We start from the raw sequence: 25,079 nt of genomic DNA on the forward strand, positions 1-25,079 counted from the left end.
ATAACAGCATTAAACAATGGTGCGCTTAACGCGAAGGTGTGTTTCAACATGCAAAATAAGGTGAATAAATTAGTTGTATTGGGTGCTGGCTGGTTAGGTCATGCGCTATGTGTTAATGCACAACAGGCAGGTTGGAAGGTGCAGGGTACTCGTCGGTCAAATACACGAGAATTTGATTTTGAGCGCCAGTTTAAATTAGAAGGTAATCAGCTAATACATCAGGTTGATTTAGACAATGCGTTTTGGGTCTGTGCTATTCCACCACGAAGTCGTCATAGCGAGAGTAATTACCCAGAAACACTTACTGCAGCCTTGGCGTTGTCTAAAAAGTTAAATGCAAAAGGGTTTTTATTATGTTCATCCACAGGGGTTTACGACCAAGGACCCGGTGTATACAGTGAAAGTAGCGATATTGCTTGCGCCAATCCAAGGCAAACAAAATTATATCAGGCCGAAGAGCAAGTCCTTGAGCAAAACGGTAAGGTACTGCGTTTAGCAGGATTACTTGGCCCAAACAGAGAGCCGGGTAAGTTTGTTGCGGGTAAAGAGCTTAATACTTCAAGTCAGCAAGTGGTTAACATGGTGCATCAGCAAGATGTAATAAATGCTATTTTTGCGGTAATAGCGCATTGGCAAGTAGGACAAAATATTTACAATATCGTTAACCCCGAGCACCCAACAAAAGCCGATTACTATGCATTAAAGTGTAAGCAGCATGGTGGCGAAATACCAAAATTTACGAGCGATGAAAAAGCTGAGCGCAAGGTTATTGGCTCAGCTATCGAGGCGTTAGACTTTACTTACCAGTACGGTATTTAACACTTATTTTAATAAGAAGGGAGAGGGTTGTGGTCAATAAAGTCGCACAATTTACCTTCGCTCAATAGAGTGTTAGTTTGTTCTATATCGGGTGCAAAATAGCGATCTTTATCGTAGTAGGTCACGTATTCGCGTAGTAAATTTTTTGCCTTTGATACTTTTTCACACGGGCTTAGCGGTTTTCTAAATTCTAAGCCCTGTACTGATGCAAGCCACTCTATAGCCAAAACACCTTGTGTATTATTTGCCATCTCTTGTAACCGCCTCGCGGCAAACGTAGCCATTGAAACGTGATCTTCTTGGTTGGCAGATGTTGGTAAGCTATCTACAGACGCGGGATGCGCAAGCGATTTATTTTCAGATGCCAATGCTGCTGCTGTTACTTGAGCAATCATAAAGCCAGAGTTTACGCCACCGTTTTCAACTAAAAAGGGCGGTAATTTTGATAAGTTAGAATCAATAAGTAGAGCAATTCTGCGCTCTGCTAAAGCGCCAATTTCAGCAATTGCAACAGCGAGGTTGTCGGCGGCCATAGCGACAGGTTCAGCGTGAAAGTTTCCGCCAGAAATAATATCGCCTACATCAGCAAATACGAGTGGGTTGTCGGTTACACCATTTGATTCGCACAGCAATACGTCAGCTGCTTGGCGTATTTGTGTTAAACACGCACCCAATACTTGAGGTTGGCAGCGTAAACAATAAGGGTCTTGTACTTTTTCACAGTTTACATGTGAGTCGCTAATTTGTGATTGAGTATCAAGCAAATCTCTAAACACTTGTGCGGTATCTATTTGACCACGTTGCCCACGAATTTCGTGAATACGTGAGTCAAAGGGAGCGCGGCTCCCCATTGCTGCTTCAATACTTATAGAGCCTATTACACAGCTTTGCGCATATAAATCTTCTGCTCTAAATAACCCCTGTAATGCAAAAGCGGTAGACGCTTGAGTACCGTTAAGCAGCGCTAAACCTTCTTTTGCTGCAAGCGTAAGCGGTTCAAGCCCTGCTATTTTCAAACCTTCAGCCGCACTGATTATTTTACCCTGATGGCGCATCTGGCCTTCGCTTAGCAAGGGTAAGCACATATGTGCAAGTGGAGCTAAGTCACCCGAAGCGCCAACAGAGCCTTTTTTAGGAACGCATGGGTAAACTTCACTATTTAGCAACTGTATAAAGAACTCGATGACTTGTAAGCGAATGCCAGAAAAGCCACGAGAAAGTGAGTTGATTTTTAGTGTAATCATCAATCTTACTGTGCTGTCGTCCATGTACTCGCCAATGCCAGCGGCATGAGAAAGCACAATTGAACGCTGAAGTAGCTCAAGCTCGTCATCGGCAATTTTGGTATTAGCAAGCAGGCCAAACCCGGTGTTAATTCCATACACTGTGCGTTGCTCATTAATGACATTTTGAACGGTTTGTGCGCTGGCAGCGATTTGAGATTCGGCATTTTTTTCAAGGTTTATTTGTACACTTGATGCATTAATCTTTCTTAGACTATTTAAATCAAGCGAGCCGGGCGTGAGAGTTAGTTCGACCATGATTATTCCTCGTTCAGCATTGGTAAGTCTAAGTTTTGCTCTTTGGCACAGTTTTTTGCGATGTCGTAACCGGCATCTGCATGGCGCATTACACCGGTAGCGGGGTCATTCCAAAGCACGCGACCAACACGTGCTTTCGCTTCGTCTGTACCATCGGCAACAATAACAACACCTGAGTGTTGGCTAAAGCCCATTCCTACACCACCGCCATGGTGAAGTGATACCCACGTAGCACCGCTTGCAGTGTTAAGCAACGCATTAAGCAATGGCCAATCAGAGACGGCATCTGAACCATCTTTCATGCTTTCTGTTTCACGATTAGGGCTTGCTACTGAGCCAGAATCAAGATGATCACGGCCAATAACAATAGGTGCTTTAAGCTCACCATTTTTTACCATTTCATTAAATGCCAGTGCTAGGCGTGCTCTGTCTTTTAAACCCACCCAGCATATACGAGCCGGTAGGCCTTGGAATTGAATGCGTTCGCGCGCCATATCAAGCCAATTGTGCAAATGTGCATCATCAGGGATTAGTTCTTTTACTTTAGCATCTGTTTTATAAATATCTTCTGGATCGCCCGATAAAGCGACCCATCGAAACGGGCCAATACCCTGGCAAAATAATGGGCGGATATAAGCTGGAACAAAGCCAGGGAAATCAAATGCGTTTGTAACACCTTCTTCAAATGCCATTTGGCGGATATTATTACCGTAGTCAGTGGTTGCTGCGCCTGCTTTTTGTAGGGCTAACATGGCATTAACTTGTACAGCCATTGATTGTTTGGCTGCTTTTACAACCGCTTTTGGATTTTGTTCACGCATTTTTGCGGCGTACTCCATAGTCCAACCTTGTGGTAAGTAACCATTAAGTGGGTCGTGTGCTGATGTTTGGTCAGTCACTATATCGGGTGTAATGCCACTGCTTACAAGTGTGCTAAATATATCTGGAGCGTTGCCCAGCAAGCCAACCGAAATTGCTTTGTCGTTAACGCATGCGTCAGTAATTAACTGCAGTGCATGTTCAAGATTTGTGGCTTTTACATCAACGTAGCCAGTTTTAATGCGAAAATCGATGCGGCTTTCGTCACACTCAACAACTAAGGCGCAAAAGCCCGCCATAGTTGCCGCCAGTGGCTGCGCGCCGCCCATGCCACCAAGGCCACCTGTTAACACCCATTTACCTTTAGCTTGACCATTAAAGTGTTGTTTAGCCATAGCTACAAATGTTTCGTATGTGCCTTGTACAATGCCCTGAGAGCCAATATAAATCCAAGATCCAGCCGTCATTTGGCCGTACATCATTAAACCTTTTTTATCTAGCTCGTTGAAGTGCTCCCAGTTAGCCCAGTGGGGTACCAAGTTTGAATTTGCAATTAAAACGCGAGGAGCATTGCTGTGTGTTTTAAATACGCCAACAGGTTTACCTGACTGAACAAGCAATGTTTCGTCATCATTTAATCGGTCTAGGGTTGCTATTATTTTATCAAAACTTGGCCAATCACGTGCCGCTCTACCAATACCACCATAAACAACTAATGCGTGAGGATGCTCTGCAACCTCAGGGTCTAAATTGTTCATGAGCATGCGTTTTGCCGCTTCAGTTTGCCAGCTTTTTGCGCTTATCATATCGCCATGCGGTGCACGTATTATGCGACTTGTGTCGAGTCGGTTAGTCATGTGTTGCTCCTGTTGTATATACAAGGTGATTTGTCACAAAAAAAGCGCATGATGCGCAATTTTGTTTATCTTATTTTTTAAACGTTAAGTGTCCGCCCAAGCGGTATTTGCTACCAGGCGATACAAGTCGTGCAAAACTTACAATACCGTTAACTGACCATGTTCTGCGAATAACTTGCAGGCAAGGCTCTTCGTTATATAGGTTTAACCATTGGCACATTTCGTTGTTGGGCATAATGGCTTCTACTGTGTGTCTAGCTTGGGTGAGAGGTGCAACACTTGAAAGATACTCATGAGGAGTCGTTGCACTAAAATCTTGTTGTAAATAGCCGCTAGCAAGCGCAGGGTTTACAAAGCGTTCTTCAAGCTGTATTGGGCTGTCGTTTTCGTTATGAACCAGTACGCTTCGGTACACGACGCTATCTACTTCTACTCCTAGTGCGATAGCAATAGGGGCCACCGCGTTTATTGATTCAAGTATAAGCACGCTACAGGTGTAGTTGCCGTTACGTTCTTTAACTTCATCGGCAATATTTTTAATTTCAAGTAATGAAGACTGCGACTTAAACGAAGCAACAAATGTTCCAAGGCCTTGGCTACGCGTAAGTATTCCAGATTCTGTTAATTCGCTAAGTGCGCGGCGAGCAGTCATTCTGCTAACGCTAAATTGTGTGCTTAGCTCGTTTTCAGAGGGAACGCGTTGGTTTTCTTGCCACAAACCGCTGCGAATTTTATCAACAATAAATTGTTTTATTTGCGCAAATTTAGGTGTTGTCATTAACTAGGTAGCTGCATTAGGAGTAATTTATATTAAATAAGATGACACAATCCTCTTGTATATACAAGAGGATTGTTAGACTATATTTCAATCATGTCAGGGTATGTATGGACTGCAATATGCAAAACACTCAGCAAAATAATAACTTAGAAAATATCGATTTACTTTTAACCGATGCAAATATTGCCACAATGGATCCCACTAGAGATACGCCTTATGGGATCATCAAAAATGCAGCATTAGCCATTAAAAACGGAGAAATTGTATGGCTAGGTGAGCAAGCATCGCTGCCGTCATTTGACGTTTTCGCAACGCCAACTTTGAGCATAAAAGGGCAATGGCTAACACCTGGTTTAATAGATTGCCATACACATTTGGTATTTGCTGGTTCTCGTGCGCAAGAATTTGAGCAGCGATTACAAGGCGTAAGCTATGAACAAATTGCAGCGCAAGGCGGAGGCATTGCAAGTACAGTAAAAGCAACCAGAGCTGCAGATAGAGAGCAACTATTTGTTGATGCCAAAGACAGGCTCAATACACTGTTAAAAGAAGGCGTAACAACAGTTGAAATTAAGTCGGGTTATGGGCTTGATACCGAAAACGAAATTAAACTATTAGAAGTGGCAAGACTACTGGGTGAGCATCATCCTATTGATATAAAAACAACATTTTTAGGCGCTCATGCATTACCCAAGGAATACAAAGGCCGTGCAGATGAATATATTGATTTGGTGTGCAACGAGATGCTTGAGCAAGTTGTTGCAGGTGGCCTTGCCGACGCCGTTGATGTGTTTTGCGAAAATGTAGGGTTTAGTTATGAGCAAACTAAGCGCGTATTTGCGGCGGCGGCTAAACATAATTTGCCAGTAAAATGCCATGCAGAGCAGTTATCTAATCAGCATGGTGCTGAGCTGGTGGCCGAATTTAATGGGTTATCTGCAGATCATATAGAGTACCTTGATGAGCAAGGTGTAGAAGCCATGGCAAAGGCTGGAACTGTGGCTGTGCTGTTACCGGGGGCATTTTATTTTTTAAGAGAAACTAAACAGCCACCCATAGAGCTACTTAATCAATATAAGGTGCCAATTGCGATTGCGAGCGACTTTAACCCAGGTACTTCACCCCTGTGTTCGGTGCAATTAATGATGAATATGGCATGTACACTCTTTAGATTAACACCAGAGCAAGCATTGGCAGGAGTAACGTGTAATGCGGCTAAGGCACTGGGTTTAAATGATAGAGGAGTGTTAAAAGTGGGAGCCAGAGCCGACATTGCACATTGGCAAATCAGCCACCCATCGCAATTAAGTTACCAATTCGGCGTAAATAAACTGTCAAATTTATGGATTTTGGGTAAACTTAATTAGTTTGTATTATTTTTGTTCATATTTAACATGTTGTTGTTAAAGTTTTTTTACGAATACGAGTGCCGTTAACTTGAATATATTAACCGACAGTAATTTTCCGATTTTTTTTAGTGGTGCGCTTTTAATGGCGATGATCACCACTTTATTTTCGGTAAAAAATACCAACATTAAATTTAGTTATTTATGCATAGGTGTTGTAGGTTTAGCTATTTTAAGTAGCGGTGAAGCATGGTTAGCTATTTTATTGGCCTTTGGTTTTTGTTTTCACTTATGGCAATCATTTGAGCGTAATAATTGGAGTATGATTATTACCAGCTCTGCCGCTGGACTGTTATTTGTGGTGTTGTTTTCAGCACATTTGTTATTGGATGTGCCGTTATTTTGGGTGGTACTAGCCATATTACTGTGCGCTGTAGTTGGGTTACTAAATGATGAAAGTGACGAGCCCAAAGTTAGCATGGCGCCTAAGCTGGTCGACGACGCCTTTGTAGAAGAGTCACCCCTTTCAGTATTTGCTAGTAAAAAAGAGTTACGTCAAGGTTACTATGTTTGGTGTGATGATACTCAAGTTGAAGCCGTGCTTATTATTATTCGACTTGAAGGCTTTGAGCAAGTTAATCAGCATATAGGTCGTGGCTTTGGCGATATTTTATTAGCGCAATCAGCAAATAGAATACAAGAACAATTAGAAAGCGAAGAAGTGATTACTTTAGTGGGTAATGAAAAGCTTGCCCATTTAGGTGGATTAAATTTTGCGTTTATTTGCAGCTTAGCCAATCACAAGCATTTACATGAACAAATTATTGATACCATACTCGGTGCAACACTTAAGCCTTTTAATGTCGCCAATTGCACGGTTGAGGTTAAAGCGAGAGCAAGCTATGTTGCCTGTAATGAGCAAGATACTAACTTTGACGATTTAATTTCCTATGCCTACTTAGCCCTTGATAGCCAGCCTACTCAAAAAGTGGTGCCTTATCACCAGCAAATGATGATTGAGCAATTAGAACAGCAAGCGCGTTTAAAAGAACTTGCTAACATTGACTTCGCAAGCGAGCTTGAGTTGTATTTTCAACCGGTTATTTGTAATAAAAATGGTCAAATTGAGTTTTTGGAATTGTTATTGCGTTGGCAGCATCCTAAACAAGGGATTTTATCTGCTAATCGTTTTATTGATGATATTAGAATTGCAGGGCTTGGTTACCCACTTGCTAAGTTTGTTATAGAGCGGGCTGCAGAACTTGCTATGGCACTTAGAATAGAAGGCATAGCTATACCGCTAAGCATTAACGTATTTGGCCCAGAAATGCTTAATGAAGAGTTTGTTGAGTTTGTTGATAATGTAATAACAGAGCACAACTTACAAATGGGGGATTTAATTGTTGAGTGTCCATTACATATATTTACGGGGCTCGATGATAAAGGCAGAGCGATGATCGCAAGGCTGAACAATATTGGCTTAAAGCTTTGTGTTGATGGCTTAGGTGATAACCCTGTACTGCTTTCTAAGTTACCTAGCTTAGCAGTGGAATATATAAAAGTAGCGCCGTCATTAACGGCTGATTTTAGCAACCAAAATAATATCCGCAGTTTAGTTGGCGGTATGGTTGAAATGCATAATCAGCAAAAAACAAAAGTCATTTTTGAAGGGGTGGAAACCCTTGAGCAACTTAAATTTGTTAAAAGTTTAAATGCCTATGCTGCCCAAGGTTATTACTTTGGGCATCCGCTTAGTAGCATAGGCTTAATGAGCTGGTTAAAAGAGTGGCAACAAGCACAAGGTTAATTAGAGTGAGCACAAAGAACTTCGTTTTGCGCTACCTTACTGACGTTTCAAGGTTGTAATACAGGAGAGTAATGCTGCTAAGGTTACATTATCTATTAATTTATAGCCTCACATCACGATCAAATTTATTTGAATGAGCACTCGCTTTCTTTTGCCAGTAAATAGCTATTTACCAATGCACTGATCACTTGTCCTACATGGGTTGAACCTATTTCAGGTCCGTTTGGATGTTGGCTTGGTGATGCCTCACATAAGTGTAAGTATTTAGCGTTTCGGTTACTTGCTGCTTTATATATAAAATGTTCAGTGTCGCTGACACTAAACCCACAGCATGTATAGGCACTTACAGGCATAAATGTAATACTGTCTAGATCTACTTCAATACCAAGGGGTAATGAATTAAAACCGTTAATAGCCTTATCAATAGACTGAGTAAGCGTTATGTCGCGTTTTACTTTGAGTGACTGATAGCTATCAAACGTGAAGTTTGCCTGCGTCATGGCATCAATAATTGCTTGGTTATTTTTCTGCTCGTGTAGGCCAATAACATGGTAATTATTCAGTAGCTTCTCGTTATAAGCATATCGAAACCCATTGCCACTGTGGCGTCCTTCGCATTCTCTAAAGTCAGCATGAGGGTCAAAGTTTATTGCATTAACAGGTGTATGCTGTGAACCACTAAGTGCACGAATAATCCCTAAACAGTTATTATGCCCGCCACCAATCACAATTGGTTCAAGACCCGCTTTAAATATTAGATTTAATACACTTTCTACGCGCTCATCTAACTGTTGGCATAGCAAACGCAATTGCTGAAGTTGTTCAGGGTTTTTGTTGTTTAGGAGGTTACTTTGCGCCATTAGGTCATCTACGTGTACTTCGCCAAGTAACAACACTTTTTGAGTGGCAATAAATTGATTATGAGGTTGGTTTAAAAACTTAGATAAAAAAGCAGGCCAGGCTTCACTTGCTCCACCATTGCCTAAATTTGCTTTAGGGCCAATGTCTTCACATATGCCTAAAAGTACATAGCGCATACCAAACTCAGCGGCATCAACAAGGGCTTGTTGAACATCTACGTGAGTGTCGAGTAAAGACATGGCTTGCCATGCTTTTTTTTCGTTTGCGCGGGTAGAGCATAAGGCTTTAACCGCGCTTTCATCATATACTTTTAACTGAGTGGTCACGTTATACTTCTACAACTTCCAACTCAAGTTCCTCAGCAGATAACACAATACCCGTGCTATCGGCATAGATGAAGTCGTCATCGAAAAACGACACACCAGCAAAGTTAACACCAATCCCATTTTCGCCAGCGCCTTCGCTGTCGGCAGCCACAGGGATTGATGCTATGGCTTGAATACCTACATCAAGCTCTTCTAGCTCATCTACATGGCGGACAGCTCCGTACACAACAATGCCATTCCAATTGTTTTCAAACGCTAGTTCAGCAAGTTCAATATCAATAAGTGCGCGGCGAGTAGAGCCACCACCGTCAATTAATAGCACTTGTTCTGTACCGTCTTGAGATAGTATTTCGCGGATCAGTTCATTATTTTCAAAACATTTAACCGTTTTAATGCGGCCACCAAAACTGTGTCGACCACCAAAGTTGATGAACATTGGCTCTAGCACGTCAACCACGTCAGCAAAGTGGTCACATAAATCAGAAGTGCTGTAATCCATTATTTTATCCTCAAAAGGTACATTAATTTATAACTCAGTATACCTGCCTTATAACCAATAACAACGACTTAATCGTAGTAAATTTAAGCAAAACAAGGAGTAAATCAAGAATGGCAACAATAGTGTCTTAAAAGCGTCACTCAATTGTTATTTACAACACCTAAGCTAAATCAGTGTTCATATATTATGCGATGAGGAATAAGCAATGGGTAATAATAATATACTTAAAAAAGTAGCTCAGTTTGACGAGCGATTATTTTTAACTTTGTTTAACTGTAACTCACCTAAGTGGCTAAAAAAAATGGCGTTTGGATTATCTAAAAGTGGTGACGGCGGATTGTATCTAGTTATATGTGCAGGTGTGTGGTGGCTTAGTAAAAATGAGCTGTACCAGCTATTACCAATCACAATAATGCTTGGCTTTATTATTGAGCGGCCTATTTACTTTTTAGCTAAAAAGTATTTTGCACGAATAAGGCCATGCGATTGTTTAGTAACCAATGCTTATATAGTACCGAGTGACAAATTTAGCTTACCGTCAGGTCACAGCGCTGCCGCTTTTTTAGTTGCTATTATTTTGTGCCACTTTTTCCCTCAGTATGTATGGCTATTTTTAGGCTGGGCTGGTGGTGTGGCAATATCGAGAGTGGTATTGGGGGTCCATTATCCTGCTGATATTATTATTGGTGCACTGATAGGTAGTTCATGTGGGTTATTTGCATTGGCACTAGTGGTGCCAGCATGAAAATATTATACGGTATTCAAGGCACTGGGAATGGCCATATAACACGGGCCCGTGTTATGGCTAGCTGCTTTAAAAAACTAAATATTGACGTTGATTATGTTTTTTCAGGACGTGCAAATAAAGATTACTTTGATATGCACGACTTTGCGAACTATAAAAGCTTTAGAGGGCTGTCGTTTAATACTAAAAACGGGCAAGTAAAAAGCCTTCAAACCGTTAAAAATGCGCGTATTTGTAAGTTAGTGAAAGACATTAAATCGTTCGATGTAAAGCAGTATGACTTTGTGCTTAATGACTTCGAGCCAATTACTGCATGGGCAGCTAAACGAGCGGGTGTTCCTGTGGTTGGTATCAGTCACCAGGCGGCTTTTTTATCTAACAGTGTTCCTATGTTTAGCCGAGGTATTTTACGTAAGTCGTTAATAAAATATTATGCACCTGCTGATACGTATTTGGGGGTTCATTGGCAGCCATTTGCTGAAAACATTATTCCACCCTTTATTGCACATCATGAACATAGTAATCCTGTTGCGATTATTAACAAAGTGTTGGTGTACTTACCCTTTGAAAACCTTGCTAGCATTATTGACTACCTAAAGGACTTTCCCGAAAAAGAGTTTTATTGTTATCACCCCGATGCGCAAAATAGATCGCTGGGTAATATACATTTACGTTCGCCTTCAAGATCTGACTTTTTAAATGATTTAGCCAATACAAGCGGCGTGATTGGTAATGCCGGGTTTGAACTTGCCAGTGAGGCATTAAAGTTGGGTAAAAAGTTATTACTAAAGCCGTTAGATGGCCAGTTTGAACAAAGTGAAAATGCACAAACATTACTCACTATGGGAATGGCTCATGTAATGAATTACTTAAATCCACAAGCATTAGATGACTGGAATAATGCACCTCAAAACAGGCAAATTAATTACCCTAGCGACCCTGAACCACTTGTAGATTGGTTATTACAAAAACAGTGGCATAAAACTCAATTACTACACAGAGGTTTATGGGGAAGTGTTAATTTGTAATGCCATACATTTTTCAGGTATGACCAGTTTGCAAAAAGCTAAAAAAAATAAAAGCAGATTAGGACATTAGTCTATAATAAGGTTGCATATTAACCAAAGGTGTTTGAAATGAGTTTTTTAGAAAATTTAACGATTAAGAGGCGATTGCAACTTAATGCTTTGGTAGTTGGTTTAGCAATGGTTATTCTATTATGTGTAACTATTTTTGAGGGAAAGGAAAATCTTAAATTAAATCAGACTATACAGCTAGCGAAAGAGCTGAATATTCAGCAATTAGAGTTAAGAAAGCATGAAAAAAACTTTTTGTTTTACAAAACAGAGAGCTCTTTAGAGTCGTTCGAAAAAGAGTATGCAGTCCTGGATACAAAGTTAGCTGAATTACAGGCTTTAATGTCTAGTTTAAATATTGATACTCAAAAAGCAGCGCAATTAAAAAGCTTAGTTGCTAAATATAATAGCGATTTTAATAACGTAGTCTCTCTTCAAAGAAAAATAGGCTTAAATCCAAAAGACGCTCTTTATGGTGACCTAAGAAGTGCTGTGCATAAAGTAGAAACCTTGCTTAACGAGCAGCAAAGCGATGAGTTGCTCGTGCTTATGTTGCAATTAAGACGTGCTGAAAAAGATTTTATGCTGCGTTTAGATACCAAGTATCTCCCCCGTTTTGATGACACAATTACTAAGCTTGAACAAAGCCTTTCTCGTTCAACAATAGACTCAAACACCAAATCACAGCTCAATAGCTTAATTGCTACTTATCAAAGTTCTTTTCAGGCGCTGGTAAAGGCCCAAGTTGAATTAGGGGTAAACTTAGAGTCAGGAGCTCTTGGTAAAATGCGAGAAAGCGTGTCAAAAAGTGACACTGTTGTTAGCCAAATTGTTGAGGAGACAGTAACTCATGTTAAAAACAGCGTAAGTGAGGCACAGTTTTTGGCAATTACTATTTTCGTTATTGCAGGCGTTATTGTTTTAGTATTGGTTTATTTTACTAGCCATTCTATTATTGTGCCTATTGAACGCGTTTATCACAGCATAAATGACATTAGGCGCAATAACGACTTAAGCGTAATGATAGAGCAAACAGGTAAAGATGAAATCACTATCATGACGACTGACTTTAATAGTTTAATAGGTGACTTTAAAAACCTGATTTACGAAGTAAATGGCGCATTAAACACACTCAATGTAGCAACAGATCATTTATCTGAGAGCACAGCAGCCACAAGCTCAGGTATGCAAGAGCAATTACACGAAGCTGACATGGTTGCTACCGCAGCGACAGAAATGCAAGCGACTATTCAGGATATTTCGCACAACACTGAAGCGGCTGCTAAAAAAGCGGAGTCTACAAACTTGAGTGCTCAACAAGGCCGTAGCGAAGTTGAATCAACCGTTAACCATATCAGAGAATTGTCTGGATCTTTAGGCAGTGCATCTGATGTGGTGTCTCAACTAGAAAAAGACGGTGAAACGATTGGCTCGGTGCTTGATGTTATTCGTGGTATTGCAGAACAAACTAACTTACTTGCGCTTAATGCTGCAATTGAGGCTGCTCGTGCCGGCGAGCAAGGTCGCGGTTTTGCGGTGGTTGCTGATGAAGTGCGCTCATTAGCCCAGCGTACGCAAGAGTCTACAAGTGAAATCGAAGGGATTATTAATACCCTACAGCAACGTACTCAGGAAGTTGTAAGCATTATGCACCAATGTCGCTCACAAGGTGATGAAAGTGCATCTCAGGCAATTAAAGCGGGTGAGTTGTTGGGTGCTATTACTGAAGATGTACAAACCATTATGGAAATGAGTACACAAATTGCCGTTGCTATTGATGAGCAAAGCCAAGTTGCATCAGAGGTTAATAAAAACGTGGTACGTATTAGAGATATTGCACAAGATGCATCAGAGCATGCATCGCGTAACGCGCAAACCAGTGAAGAGGTATCTGAGCAAGGTCGCGTACTATATGCTGCGATAGATAAATTTAAAGTCTAAATTTATTAAAGAGCCAATAAGGTTTAAGGAATAAACTTTATTGGCACACTGTCTTTATTTTTTGTGTTTTCGCTTACACGTTCTAAATATTCATTCCACAGCTTAGTCTGCTGTTCTTGCAGCTTAGCAAAATAGTTCCAGCTAAATAATCCGCTATTATGGCCATCGTCAAAATCTAGGCGCAGTGCGTAATGCCCAACCGGGACTATTTTTTTTATCCCGACTGATTGCTTGTTTAAAACCAGCTTCATAGGGCCAGAGCCATGGCCTTGTACTTCTGCTGATGGAGAGTGAACACGTAAAAATTCACAACTAAATACGGCTTTACTATCATCGTCAAAGTAAACATCTAAATTTTTGCTCACGCTATGATAATGCACTTTTGTTACGTGTTTCATGTTTTGTATCCCATTAAAAAAGCCCCCAATATGGAGGCTTTTAGTATAACTACTTATAGTACCAATTAAAGAATAAAGCGGCTTAAATCTTCATCTTCAACTAGTGCACCTAAATGTTTTTCAACATAAGCCGCATCAATAACTACTGACGACCCAGCTTGCTCAGACGCATCGTATGAAATCTCTTCCATTAGCTTTTCCATCACGGTATGAAGACGACGAGCACCAATATTTTCGGTTTTCTCGTTAACTTGCCATGCCGCTTTTGCAATACGCTCAATAGCGTCATCACTGTACTGAACATCAACTTGCTCTGTTTTAAGTAGCTCGCGCTGTTGCTCTGTGAGTGAAGCATGAGGCTCTGTAAGTATACGTTTGAAGTCGTTTGCAGTAAGCGCTTCAAGCTCAACGCGAATAGGTAAGCGACCTTGTAGTTCAGGGATCATGTCTGATGGTTTAGCCATTTGGAATGCACCAGAGGCAATAAATAGCATGTGGTCAGTTTTAACCATACCGTGCTTAGTATTTACTGTTGAACCTTCAATAAGCGGAAGTAAATCGCGCTGTACACCTTCTCGACTAACATCTGGACCCGATGAATCTCCGCGCTTACAAATTTTGTCTATTTCATCGATAAACACAATACCATTTTGCTCTACAGCAAATATAGCCTGCTCTTTTAGCTCTTCTGGGTTTACTAATTTGCCCGCTTCTTCTTCGGTTAGTAACTTAAAGGCTTCCTTAATTTTGAGCTTGCGCTTAGTGCGCTTATCGCCACCCATGTTTTGAAACATGCCCTGTAGCTGGTTGGTCATTTCTTCCATACCAGGAGGCGCCATAATTTCTACGTTTGGTTGTACTTGTGCTAAATCGATTTCAATTTCTTTATCGTCTAGTTGACCTTCGCGAAGCTTTTTACGGAATGTTTGGCGTGTTGATGAGTTTTCATCACGCTGAGTTTCACCGTATTGATCTTTAACAGGTGGTAATAGTGCATCTAAAATACGATCTTCGGCCGCTTCTTCTGCGCGGTGTTTAAACTTTTTAGTTTGTTGCTCACGTGTCATTTTAATAGACACTTCAACTAAGTCGCGAATGATGGTTTCAACTTCCTTACCAACATAACCCACTTCGGTGAACTTGGTTGCTTCTACTTTAATAAAAGGGGCATTAGCAAGTTTGGCTAAGCGGCGCGCAATTTCTGTTTTACCAACACCTGTAGGACCAATCATTAAAATATTTTTTGGCGTTACTTCTGCACGTAAATCATCGTTTAATTGCATACGGCGCCAGCGATTACGAAGTGCAATAGCAACTGCTTTTTTTGCGTTAGCTTGGCCAATAATATGTTGATCTAACTCGTGAACAATTTCTCTTGGGGTCATAGCAGACATAGCGGTTCCTATTATAATTCTTCAATAGTTTGGAAGTTGTTAGTAAATACGCAGATATCACCTGCAATAGTTAGGCTTTTTTCTACTATTTCACGAGCGCTTAAATCGGTGTTTTCTAATAACGCGGTTGCGGCCGATTGGGCAAAGTTACCACCACTACCAATGGCAATTAAGTCATTTTCTGGCTGAACGACGTCGCCGTTACCGGTGATAATTAAAGAGGCAGTTTCATCGGCTACAGCTAACAGGGCTTCTAACTTTCTGAGTGCACGGTCACTACGCCAATCTTTCGCCATTTCAACAGCAGCTTTAGTGAGATTACCTTGATGCATTTCTAGTTTGCTTTCAAAACGTTCGAACAGGGTGAAGGCATCAGCAGTACCGCCGGCAAAACCTGCGATTACTTTGCCATTATAAAGGCGTCGAACTTTACGGGCGTTACCCTTCATTACGGTATTACCCAATGAAACTTGGCCGTCGCCACCAATTACAACTTTGTTGTCGCGGCGTACACTTACAATAGTGGTCATGTTATTCCTCATCATCGAGTTGCAGGGGCAACTCGTTAAAAACGATTATGATGAGGTTATATGGGTGAATGGTTTATTTTCAAGTCCAGCCCCAAATTCCGCAGCCGACGACTTTGACACGCTTGAGTTTATTTTTATCACTTTCTGCTTGGCGTTTCGTTTTATAAGGCCCTAAACGTACTTTATACCAAATACCCGTTTCGCCTTTGGTTTCTCTTATTTCAGATATAAGACCAGCAAAGGCTATTTTAGCTTTTAACGATTCAGCCTGTTCATGTGTCCTGAACGAGCCGCATTGCATAACATAAGGACCTTTTTGTTCAATTTCTTTTACTTCTACTTGCACTTCATGGTTTCTGATTTCTTTTATAAATTCAGGCGCACGAGGAACGACCACTTCTATTTTTTCTTTTTCGGCTGGGTTAGTTTGTTTTTCAACAAGCTCGGGGTCGGCATTATTTTTAATAAACCATAATCCATAGGCAAAACCGCCCACAAGCAAAGCTGCAACAATTACCAAAAGATAAGGGAATGGCTTTTTAGCAGGTTCTTTTTTGGTGTTTTTTCTATTTTTTGGTTTTTTATTAATGTAATCGTGCTGTGCCATAGCGTTATTTTGGCCTTAACCTAAATCATATCTATAGGGTCTACATCTAAACTCCAGCGAACTTTTTGTGCAAGTTTACTGGTGCTTAAATAATCAACCATTTGCGCAAGATACTGATGTAATATGCGGCGATCTTGCGCTTGAATGTGCAATTGAAACCGATACATACCCGCAATTCTTTCTAATGGGGCAGGGATCGGACCGAGCAATTGTATACCAGATACCCCGTTAACTGGAACCAAATCTGTCAAAAAGTCGACGACTAGTTTAATACTGAGCCCTTGTGCGCGGACTATAGCCATATTTGTGATGGGAGGTAAGTCGGCGTCATCACGCTCGCTTAACGCAAAGCGTGCAAAATCTTGGTAACCATTATTGACCAAATCTTGTAAAAGTGGATGTTCGGGAAAATGTGTTTGTAATAACACCTGGCCAGGCTCTCCTGAGCGACCAGCACGTCCTGCTACTTGAGTCACTAACTGCGCTAAATGTTCCGTTGCTCTGAAGTCGCAGGAATATAGGCCGCTGTCTACGTCTAAAATTATGACAAGGCTTACATCAGCAAAGTGATGACCTTTTGCAAGCATTTGCGTACCAACTAATATGCGCGCTCCACCTAAATTAATTTCGTCGAGGGCTTTTTCTAAACTGCCTTTTCGGCGAGTTGAATCGCGATCAATACGGGTTACCGGCGTATCAGGAAACTCGTTTGTTAAAAACTCTTCTATTTGTTCAGTCCCTTTACCATTAGGGAATATTTGCGTGCTCCCGCAATCAGGGCATTGATGAGGTACTTGATGTTGGTCGCCACAATGGTGGCAAATCATTTGACCAATCGCTTTATGGAACGTGGCACTAGTACTGCAACGGTTACATTCACTTAACCAACCACATTCATGGCAAATAAGTGTAGGTGAAAAACCACGACGATTTAAAAACACCATAACCTGTTTACCACGATTCAAATGTTGGCGCATAGTAGCAAGGCTTGCGTGAGCAATACCCGCCTGATCGGGCTGGCCTTTCATGTCGAGTAATTTAAATTGGTTATCGGTTGAGGTTTGAGCGCGCTCAGTCAGGCTTAATAGTTGGTACTTGTTATTAATGGCTTTATGCAAGGTTTCGAGCGCTGGAGTAGCACTGCCGAGTATAAGTGGAATTTTATGCTGGAATGCACGATAAGCTGCTAAATCTCGAGCATGGTAACGAAGGGTATCTTGTTGTTTAAATGATGAGTCATGTTCCTCGTCAACTACAATCATACCGAGCTTTAAAAAGGGTAAAAAAATACTTGAGCGCGTACCTATTACAATAGCGCAACTCCCTTTTTCGCAAAAGCGCCATGTTTGTAGGCGTTCGTTATCGGTAAGTGCAGAATGCCATAACATGATGGGTGTATCTGGAAAGCGACGACGAAAACGGTTTACCGTTTGAGGGGTAAGGCCTATTTCGGGGACAAGAACTAACGCTTGCTCACCTCGCTTTAATACTTCTTCAAGACATTGAAGATAGACTTCGGTTTTACCACTACCGGTAACCCCTTCTAATAAAAACGTGTTAAAGCCTTTACTTTGATTAATTGCAGTGCAAGCTACGGCTTGCTCTTTATTCAGTGTAGGCTTACTACCTACTGTTGGTGCAGTACTTTGCCACTGATTATCATGTTCTATGGTTTGTGTAACAAGCGCTTTTGCAATAAGGCTATCGATAGTTTTTTTACTAAAGCCGAGTGCTTTGAGCTCGGTTAATGATGATTTACCTGACTGTGCAAGTTGCTTTAATAAGTTAAGTTGAGTTTTTGCTTTGAGTGACGGAAGTGTTGATCCTTTTTCTGTCAGCATAACCATATTGATACTGGTTTTATCCGGTGACTCACCTTGGCGCAGCGCACTTGGTAGCGCTATGTGAATTGTTTCGCCGAGTGGGTAGCAGTAATAGCGAGATGTAAAACTCAAAAGTGCAATGTGCTCAGATGATAAAATAGGCGCGTCATCAATGATTTCGATGATGGATTTTATTTTGTTTTCGGGGACGTCGGTCTTGCTTTTAATAGCTAAAACAACGGCGACTTTTTTTTGGTTACCAAAAGGCACCAACACACGCATACCTGGTTTTAGTGGTGATTTCATGCCATCGAGTTGCTTATCTACTTTATAATCAAAGGTGCGCGGTAAGGGGACTTTTATAGCGACTTCAGCAAAACACATAGCAACTCAACTCATAAAATTAATGATGTAATGTACTAAAAATAACGTTAAAAACCTACTAGCAAATATTGCTTGCTTAAGTGTCTGCCTACTTTTTTAGCAAAACAGTTAATAATAGCTTGTGTGTTTGATGGTAGTTGGATAAAATCCGCGACCAACAAATTTGTTTTAACGACGTATGGTGCCAGACTTCGGGTTTGGAGAGCGATGCGGCCTTAACTAGAGGTTTCTATGAAAGAAGGTATTCACCCTAAGTACGAAGTAATTTCTGCAACTTGTTCATGCGGCAATAAATTCGAAACAAGCTCTACTCTATGTAAAGACATTCACCTTGACGTATGTTCAGCGTGTCACCCTTTTTACACTGGTAAGCAAAAAGTTTTAGACACTGGCGGACGTGTTGATCGTTTCAACAAGCGTTTCGGTGCACTTGGTAGCAAGAAGTAAATTTTGCTGTCTCGTTAAATTAAGCACCTTAGGGTGCTTTTTTTATGCTTTTAATTTAGTTATACCAATTTAATAGTAATAACGTTTCGATTTAAAAAATTAAGTTTTACACGAACGGCGTCAATATTTTTTAATATAGGACAGCTAAATAACAAATTATTTAGCTTATTGCTCGATTTTCATATTCCCCTGCTATGCATAACTATTTCCTGTTCTTATTCTGAATATGCATAAACCTTTACAGACAAACCGCAAATTATTCTCTATATTTTTAATTAGTTCATTTTTTAACTAAGTAGTTAAATGTAGCTAACGTGAAGTTATATGTTTTTAAAGTATGTGAATAAGCCTATTTTTGCTTATTTTTATAGTACTTTATTAAGATGTTTTATAAAAAATAATGAAAGAACAAATGTGCCTTTAGAATCCGTTATTGGATGAATTTTTATTTATAAAGTGTCGATATAATTTACAAAAGTTATTGAAAAACCTCTTAAAATTAATCGAACTAGCATATAACAGGATAGACCTGATATTGCTTGGAATTTAAAAATAATAAGGGTATCGTAGCCTAAACTTCACCTCTCACTTTTACTTTAATTGCAGGATACAATCGCGTTATGTCAGACTTTCGTGAACAAGCACTACACTATCATTCGCATCCCGTTCCAGGAAAAATTAGCATTGAACTAACAAAGCCTGCTGAAACGGTAAAAGATCTCGCATTAGCATATAGCCCAGGAGTTGCAGAACCCGTACGTGAAATCGCTGCAGACCCTGCAAACGCTTATAAATACACAGGTAAAGGGAATATGGTTGCGGTTATCACTAATGGTACTGCAATTTTAGGCTTAGGTAATTTAGGCCCACTTGCTTCAAAACCTGTAATGGAAGGTAAGGCGTTACTGTTTAAGCGATTTGCTGGCCTTGATTCTATTGATATCGAAGTGAAACACCGCACTACTGAAGACTTTATTAATACAGTTGCTAATATTGCCGACACGTTTGGCGGAATTAACCTTGAAGATATTAAGGCGCCAGAGTGTTTTGAAATAGAAAAAGCATTGATTGAGCGCTGCAGTATCCCGATATTTCATGATGATCAGCACGGTACAGCCATTGTAACTGCTGCGGGTATGTTGAACGCGCTTGAGGTGCAAGGCAAGTCTATCGAAAATGCGACTATTGTGTGTTTGGGTGCCGGTGCTGCTGCGGTTGCTTGTATGGAGCTGTTAATTAAGTGTGGTGCTTTGCGCGAGCACATTTATATGCTTGACCGTAAAGGTGTTATTCATACTCGTCGTGATGACTTAAATGAATACAAAAAACTTTTTGCTAACAATACAGACAAGCGCACGTTGCAAGATGTTATTGAAGATGCAGATGTATTTGTTGGTGTATCGGGGCCTAATTTATTAGCTGCCGATGATTTAAAATTAATGGCAGAAAAACCAGTTGTGTTTGCTTGTTCAAACCCAGATCCAGAAATTGATCCTGCACTGGCTCATTCTGCTCGAAACGATCTAATTATGGCAACGGGTCGATCAGATTACCCTAACCAAGTTAATAATGTACTGTGTTTTCCGTTTATATTCCGCGGTGCTCTTGATGTACGCGCCAGTGCAATAAATGATGAAATGAAAATTGCAGCTGTAGAAGCGATTAGAAGTATTGCCAAAGAGCCTGTACCTGCTGAAGTACTGACAGCTGCGGGTGTTGATAAGCTGGAGTTTGGTAATAAGTATATTATTCCAAAACCAATGGATCCTCGTTTATTACCGCGTATTGCAAAAGCGGTTGCAATAGCTGCTGTAGAGTCAGGTGTTGCACAAATTGATTTACCAGAAAACTATATGGAATAACGACTAAGCTGTAATTTAGACACAAAAAAAACCTCAATTAATTGAGGTTTTTTTGTGTCTAAATTACGTTTAGTCTTCGTTTAAAACAGGCACTTCTAGCCCCATTTCTTGCATTATTTTTTTCACTTCTTCAGGCACTTTTTCGGCGTTGTCTTTGCGTAAGTCGTCGTCGTTAGGCAAAGGTTGACCGGTAAATGCATGTAAAAATGCTTCACAAAGTAATTCACTATTTGTTGCATGACGTAAGTTATTAATTTGACGACGCGTGCGTTCGTCCGTTAATACCTTTAATACATTTAGTGGGATTGAAACGGTAATTTTTTTTACTTGTTCTGATTTTTTCCCGTGTTCTGCGTATGGGTGAATATACTCACCATTCCATTTAGCCATAAGATGTATCGTCGCCTCAGATTAATAATTGCTCATATGCACTACAATGCATATGAATATGCGTGAAATTCTATCGATTTAAAAAAGATAGTCAAATACTAGTTTTTTAGCCATCTGGAGCTTTAAATGTTTTGACATCTTTAATAAGATAAATTACTCTTTTAGACGTCTAAACATCCAAATTAAATAGGTGACGAATATGAGCGAAAAAAATAAAGCAACCATTGCAGTAAGAAGTGGTGTTGAAGCAGACAAACATCATGGCGCAGTTGTCGCACCTATTTACTTATCAACCACCTATTCGTTTGCCGACTTTGATACAAAGCGTCAATACGATTACGGGCGAAGTGGTAACCCCAATCGTGATATTTTAGCCGAAACCTTGGCTGAGCTTGAAGGTGGCGCACGCGGTATTATTACTGCCACGGGTATGTCTGCCGTTCATTTGGCTACGCAAATCCTGAATCATGACGATACGTTAGTGATCCCACATGATTGTTACGGCGGAAGCTATCGTTTATTTACTTCACTGCAAAAGCGCGGTTTGCTCAAGCTAGAAGTTTTAGATTTAACACAAGCACAAAGTTTAGATAAAATTTTAGCAATTAAGCCTAAGCTAATTTGGATAGAAACACCAAGTAACCCATTACTACGCTTAACTGATATTAAAGCAATAACCGATGTTGCTAAGCAGTGCGGTGCTTTAGTCGCTGCCGACAACACATTTTTATCACCAGCATTACAAAACCCTATTAAATTTGGTGTTGATATAGTTGTACATTCCACCACCAAGTACATCAATGGTCATTCAGATGTAGTGGGCGGTGCGGTGATTGCTGCTTCACAAGAGCTGGGCGATGAACTGGCATGGTGGGCAAACAATATAGGTATTACAGGTGCGCCATTTGATAGTTATTTAACATTGCGCGGGTTGCGAACACTAAATGTGCGTTTAAAGCAGCATCAAGAAAACGCATTAGCGATTGCTAAATATTTAGAAAAATCGGAATTTGTTCGCCAAGTTTATTACCCTGGTCTTGAATCACACCCTCAGCATGAATTAGTCAAAGCGCAGCAACTAGGCTTTGGTGGCATGGTGAGTTTTGATATTAAAGGCGACATAAACGATGCTGCGGCGTTTTTAACCAGCTTACGTGACTTTAGCTTGGCAGAGTCTTTGGGCGGAGTAGAGAGCTTAATATGCCATCCTGCAACTATGACCCATGCTGGCATGGAGCCTAAAGCACGTCTTGAGGCGGGAGTGGGCGATACACTTATTCGAGTTTCAGTAGGTATAGAAGATATAAACGACTTATTAGCTGATTTAGAGCGCGTGTTTCAGCTTGTAAAGCCAGGCAGTAAAGCAAATTTAAACAAAGGAGCTGGCGGTGACATTAAATTAAGTGCCGCTCATCCAGCGCTTTGGTGAACAATATGACACAAACAGTACATAAATTTGGTGGTTCAAGCCTTAGTTCGGCTCAACGGTATGAGCGGGTTGCGAGTATTATTTTAGATCATACTCAGCCGGGCGATTGTGTTGTTGTATCTGCGGCGGGAAAAACAACCGATACTTTGGTGAAGTTATGGCAAAGCTATCAGCAACAAGATACGCATGTCGTTGCTGATATATTGCTGCAATTAAATAATCATCAAACTGATTTAATCACACAGTTACTCCATGCAGATCTTAAGCGAACTGCTTTAACGCGTTTGCATAGTGAACTAACAGCGATTAGTGAATTGATAAAAAACCAAGGCTTGGAAGAGGCTCCCTTGCTTGCTCATGGTGAGGTATGGTCTGCACGCTTATTGGCGCTTTACCTTACGCAATTAAATATTAATGCTTGTGACCTTGATGCTCGAACACTTTTTACATTAAATAATGGGCAATTGTTACATACCCAAAATGCGCAGCAATGTGCGAAGTTTATAACCCCAGACTACATTAATGTTGTCACAGGCTTTATTGCATCAAATACGTTGGGTGACACGGTTACACTTGGTCGCAATGGGAGTGACTATAGTGCAACCTTACTCGCTAATTACTGCCATGCTAAGCAGGTGTGTATTTGGACCGATACACAAGGTGTATACAGCACAGACCCTCGCAAAGTTAGTAAAGCGGTTAAATACAATAAAGTGTGTAGAGGTCAAGCTAACCTATTAGCGCGATTAGGTAATCCTGTTTTACACGCTAAAACGCTTTCTCCTTTAAGAAACAGCGATATAAAACTATCTGTTCGTAGTAGTTTTGATGTGCAAGCAACGCCTACAGATATAGTTAAAGAAGGAAATGTAAAACAAAAGCGTTTTATTACCACGTTAAACAACATCGATTTATTAACAGTTGAAAAGCTGGCCGAAGGCGAAGTCGCAGATGTTAGCCAGCTTATTCAACACAGCATTCATCACTTTAGTCAAAATGGTGAAACTTATTTAGTTGTACCCGCTGCTTCAACATATAAAGTTGTTAGTTTTTTTGAGGGTAGAGCAAACATTAGCGAATCGAGCTTAAATGGCTGTGCGGTTGTTGCGCCTGTTAATGATATTTCAAAACTGAATGTGTTGGCTATTGATACGTTAAATGCTCATGCCATCGAGCCGCGCTTTATTCACCAAGACAGTGGATACATTTTACTATTAACGGATCAGGTTATAGATAGCGACATACTGAGTGTTTTACACGATAAGCTTATTAATAAAGGCCAAGAAGTTGCTTTAATAATCGCGGGCCTTGGAAATGTGGGAGAGGTATTTATAGAGCAGCTGTCAGCTCAATTCGAGCGTTTCTCTGATGACTTTACAATTAAATTGGTTGGGTTAATACGCTCTGAAACGTTACTTTTTAATCCCAGTGGTATAAACATTGCTGATTGGAAAACGCATTTTCTCTCACAAAGCAAAGCTTATAATAACCAAACATTACTAAACATAATTAGTGAGCTTGATTATGAGCATAAAGTGGTTGTTGATATTACCGCAAGCGAGGCATTTAGCCAGTTATACCCGGAGTTTGTTGCATTAGATTGCCACTTGATCAGTGCTAACAAATACGCTGGAACTGCTGATACAGCATGGTATAAAGCTTTGCGTACGAGTATTAGTGAGCGAAATTTGCATTGGCGCTACAACACAAGCGTAGGTGCAGGCTTACCTGTTAACTTTGCATTGGCAGATTTGCAAAACAGTGGTGACAAAATTACTCGTATTGAAGGTGTTTTTTCAGGCACGTTATCGTGGTTATGCAGTAAGTTTGACGGAACAATACCATTTTCTGATCTGGTGCTTGAAGCACAAAAGATGGGGTTCACAGAGCCCGATCCGCGTGAAGATTTATCAGGACGTGATATGCAGCGTAAACTGCTTATACTTGCCAGAGAGCTTGGTTTAGAGCTCGACCTTGATGATATAAGCTTATCAGCACTCATGCCCGAAACGCTTGCTATAGGAAGTTGGGACGACTTTTTAGCTAATGAATCCACCCTCAATGACTTTATTGACGCTCATGCTGCAAATGCCAAAGCACAAAGTTCCGTACTTCGTTACACGGGTTTACTTGAAATTACGGAAAATAAAGTAACCGCCCAAGTAGGTATTACTTATACTCCTATTGGTGATGCGTTAGCTAATTTAACACCTGGCGATAATATTTTTGTCATTAATAGTAAGTGGTATAGCGCTAACGCTCTTGTGATTCAAGGGCCTGGTGCGGGTAAGGAAGTAACCGCTGCGGGTATTCATTCTGACTTATATTGGTTGGTACAAAATATAAAATAAAGGTTACAAGGGCCTTGTATCAATCCGCAATAATACCTAATCATTTTGC

The 25,079-nt window shown here is 40.6% G+C and carries 21 protein-coding genes; 10 read left to right on the forward strand and 11 right to left on the reverse strand.

Annotation, left to right across the window (positions count from 1 at the left end; all coding sequences use genetic code 11):
* The first annotated feature begins 48 nt into the window (after positions 1–48).
* The gene (locus MTP24_RS01720) at positions 49–819 is read left to right on the forward strand and encodes an NADP-binding protein (RefSeq protein WP_243532488.1); all 771 of its coding nucleotides are present in this window, start codon (positions 49–51) and stop codon (positions 817–819) included.
* An 8-nt stretch (positions 820–827) separates the two neighbouring features.
* Here MTP24_RS01720 and hutH read toward each other — a convergent pair whose 3' ends face one another.
* From hutH to hutC, 3 genes are all read right to left on the reverse strand, one after another.
* Positions 828–2,360 (reverse strand): histidine ammonia-lyase, encoded by a 1,533-nt coding sequence (gene hutH, locus MTP24_RS01725; protein ID WP_243532490.1) that lies wholly within the window; start codon positions 2,358–2,360, stop codon positions 828–830.
* 2 nt (positions 2,361–2,362) lie between these two features.
* On the reverse strand, positions 2,363–4,036 hold the full coding sequence (gene hutU, locus MTP24_RS01730) for a urocanate hydratase (RefSeq protein ID WP_243532492.1): 1,674 nt from the start codon (positions 4,034–4,036) through the stop codon (positions 2,363–2,365).
* A gap of 70 nt (positions 4,037–4,106) precedes the next feature.
* Positions 4,107–4,814 carry a histidine utilization repressor gene (gene hutC, locus MTP24_RS01735; protein WP_203985887.1) on the reverse strand — a complete coding sequence of 236 codons (708 nt, stop codon included), beginning with the start codon at positions 4,812–4,814 and terminating at the stop codon, positions 4,107–4,109.
* Positions 4,815–4,933: 119 nt separating this feature from the next.
* Here hutC and hutI point away from each other — a divergent pair, with 119 nt between their 5' ends.
* Positions 4,934–6,181 carry an imidazolonepropionase gene (gene hutI / locus MTP24_RS01740; protein ID WP_243532494.1) on the forward strand — a complete coding sequence of 416 codons (1,248 nt, stop codon included), beginning with the start codon at positions 4,934–4,936 and terminating at the stop codon, positions 6,179–6,181.
* Between the two features lie 124 nt (positions 6,182–6,305).
* Positions 6,306–7,967, forward strand: a complete 1,662-nt coding sequence (locus MTP24_RS01745; protein ID WP_243533649.1) for a GGDEF domain-containing phosphodiesterase — start codon at positions 6,306–6,308, stop codon at positions 7,965–7,967.
* A 125-nt stretch (positions 7,968–8,092) separates the two neighbouring features.
* Here the strand turns inward: MTP24_RS01745 and MTP24_RS01750 are convergent, their stop codons facing one another.
* Positions 8,093–9,154 (reverse strand): formimidoylglutamase, encoded by a 1,062-nt coding sequence (locus tag MTP24_RS01750; protein ID WP_243532498.1) that lies wholly within the window; start codon positions 9,152–9,154, stop codon positions 8,093–8,095.
* A 1-nt stretch (position 9,155) separates the two neighbouring features.
* Positions 9,156–9,653, reverse strand: coding sequence for a ribonuclease E activity regulator RraA (gene rraA, locus MTP24_RS01755; RefSeq protein WP_006793083.1), 498 nt, complete (start codon positions 9,651–9,653; stop codon positions 9,156–9,158).
* Positions 9,654–9,858: 205 nt separating this feature from the next.
* Between rraA and MTP24_RS01760 the strand changes: the two genes are divergently transcribed.
* The 3 genes from MTP24_RS01760 (at position 9,859) to MTP24_RS01770 (ending at position 13,415) form a co-directional block, all read left to right on the forward strand.
* Positions 9,859–10,398 (forward strand): phosphatase PAP2 family protein, encoded by a 540-nt coding sequence (locus tag MTP24_RS01760; protein ID WP_243532500.1) that lies wholly within the window; start codon positions 9,859–9,861, stop codon positions 10,396–10,398.
* A complete protein-coding gene (locus MTP24_RS01765; protein ID WP_006793085.1) occupies positions 10,395–11,426 on the forward strand; it encodes an MJ1255/VC2487 family glycosyltransferase in 1,032 nt (343 codons plus the stop codon). The genes MTP24_RS01760 and MTP24_RS01765 overlap by 4 nt, the downstream gene beginning before the upstream one ends.
* A gap of 108 nt (positions 11,427–11,534) precedes the next feature.
* Complete coding sequence (locus MTP24_RS01770) at positions 11,535–13,415, forward strand: methyl-accepting chemotaxis protein (protein ID WP_243532502.1); 1,881 nt, start codon at positions 11,535–11,537, stop codon at positions 13,413–13,415.
* Between the two features lie 23 nt (positions 13,416–13,438).
* Here MTP24_RS01770 and MTP24_RS01775 read toward each other — a convergent pair whose 3' ends face one another.
* From MTP24_RS01775 to priA, 5 genes are all read right to left on the reverse strand, one after another.
* Positions 13,439–13,813 (reverse strand): gamma-butyrobetaine hydroxylase-like domain-containing protein, encoded by a 375-nt coding sequence (locus MTP24_RS01775; RefSeq protein WP_058428244.1) that lies wholly within the window; start codon positions 13,811–13,813, stop codon positions 13,439–13,441.
* A 65-nt stretch (positions 13,814–13,878) separates the two neighbouring features.
* The gene (hslU, locus tag MTP24_RS01780) at positions 13,879–15,207 is read right to left on the reverse strand and encodes an HslU--HslV peptidase ATPase subunit (RefSeq protein WP_006793088.1); all 1,329 of its coding nucleotides are present in this window, start codon (positions 15,205–15,207) and stop codon (positions 13,879–13,881) included.
* A gap of 11 nt (positions 15,208–15,218) precedes the next feature.
* Complete coding sequence (gene hslV, locus MTP24_RS01785) at positions 15,219–15,737, reverse strand: ATP-dependent protease subunit HslV (protein WP_006793089.1); 519 nt, start codon at positions 15,735–15,737, stop codon at positions 15,219–15,221.
* Between the two features lie 79 nt (positions 15,738–15,816).
* Entirely contained in the window at positions 15,817–16,344 is a 528-nt protein-coding gene (locus MTP24_RS01790) for an SPOR domain-containing protein (RefSeq protein WP_006793090.1), read from the reverse strand.
* A gap of 20 nt (positions 16,345–16,364) precedes the next feature.
* Positions 16,365–18,551 carry a primosomal protein N' gene (priA, locus tag MTP24_RS01795; RefSeq protein ID WP_243532504.1) on the reverse strand — a complete coding sequence of 729 codons (2,187 nt, stop codon included), beginning with the start codon at positions 18,549–18,551 and terminating at the stop codon, positions 16,365–16,367.
* A 231-nt stretch (positions 18,552–18,782) separates the two neighbouring features.
* On the opposite strand from priA, the gene rpmE reads away from it, so the two are divergent.
* Positions 18,783–18,998 carry a 50S ribosomal protein L31 gene (rpmE, locus tag MTP24_RS01800; RefSeq protein WP_006793092.1) on the forward strand — a complete coding sequence of 72 codons (216 nt, stop codon included), beginning with the start codon at positions 18,783–18,785 and terminating at the stop codon, positions 18,996–18,998.
* 620 nt (positions 18,999–19,618) lie between these two features.
* Positions 19,619–20,860 (forward strand): malic enzyme-like NAD(P)-binding protein, encoded by a 1,242-nt coding sequence (locus MTP24_RS01805; RefSeq protein ID WP_010557974.1) that lies wholly within the window; start codon positions 19,619–19,621, stop codon positions 20,858–20,860.
* Between the two features lie 69 nt (positions 20,861–20,929).
* Here MTP24_RS01805 and metJ read toward each other — a convergent pair whose 3' ends face one another.
* Positions 20,930–21,250: a met regulon transcriptional regulator MetJ gene (gene metJ / locus MTP24_RS01810; protein ID WP_006793094.1), complete on the reverse strand. Its 321-nt coding sequence runs from the start codon at positions 21,248–21,250 to the stop codon at positions 20,930–20,932.
* A gap of 199 nt (positions 21,251–21,449) precedes the next feature.
* On the opposite strand from metJ, the gene metB reads away from it, so the two are divergent.
* Entirely contained in the window at positions 21,450–22,679 is a 1,230-nt protein-coding gene (gene metB, locus MTP24_RS01815; protein WP_010557973.1) for a cystathionine gamma-synthase, read from the forward strand.
* Between the two features lie 5 nt (positions 22,680–22,684).
* Positions 22,685–25,030, forward strand: coding sequence for a bifunctional aspartate kinase/homoserine dehydrogenase II (gene metL / locus MTP24_RS01820; RefSeq protein ID WP_243532506.1), 2,346 nt, complete (start codon positions 22,685–22,687; stop codon positions 25,028–25,030).
* Positions 25,031–25,079 lie beyond the last annotated feature (49 nt).

Origin of the sequence: Pseudoalteromonas sp. APM04 (genome assembly GCF_022809815.1) — a bacterium.
Taxonomy (GTDB): domain Bacteria; phylum Pseudomonadota; class Gammaproteobacteria; order Enterobacterales; family Alteromonadaceae; genus Pseudoalteromonas; species Pseudoalteromonas marina.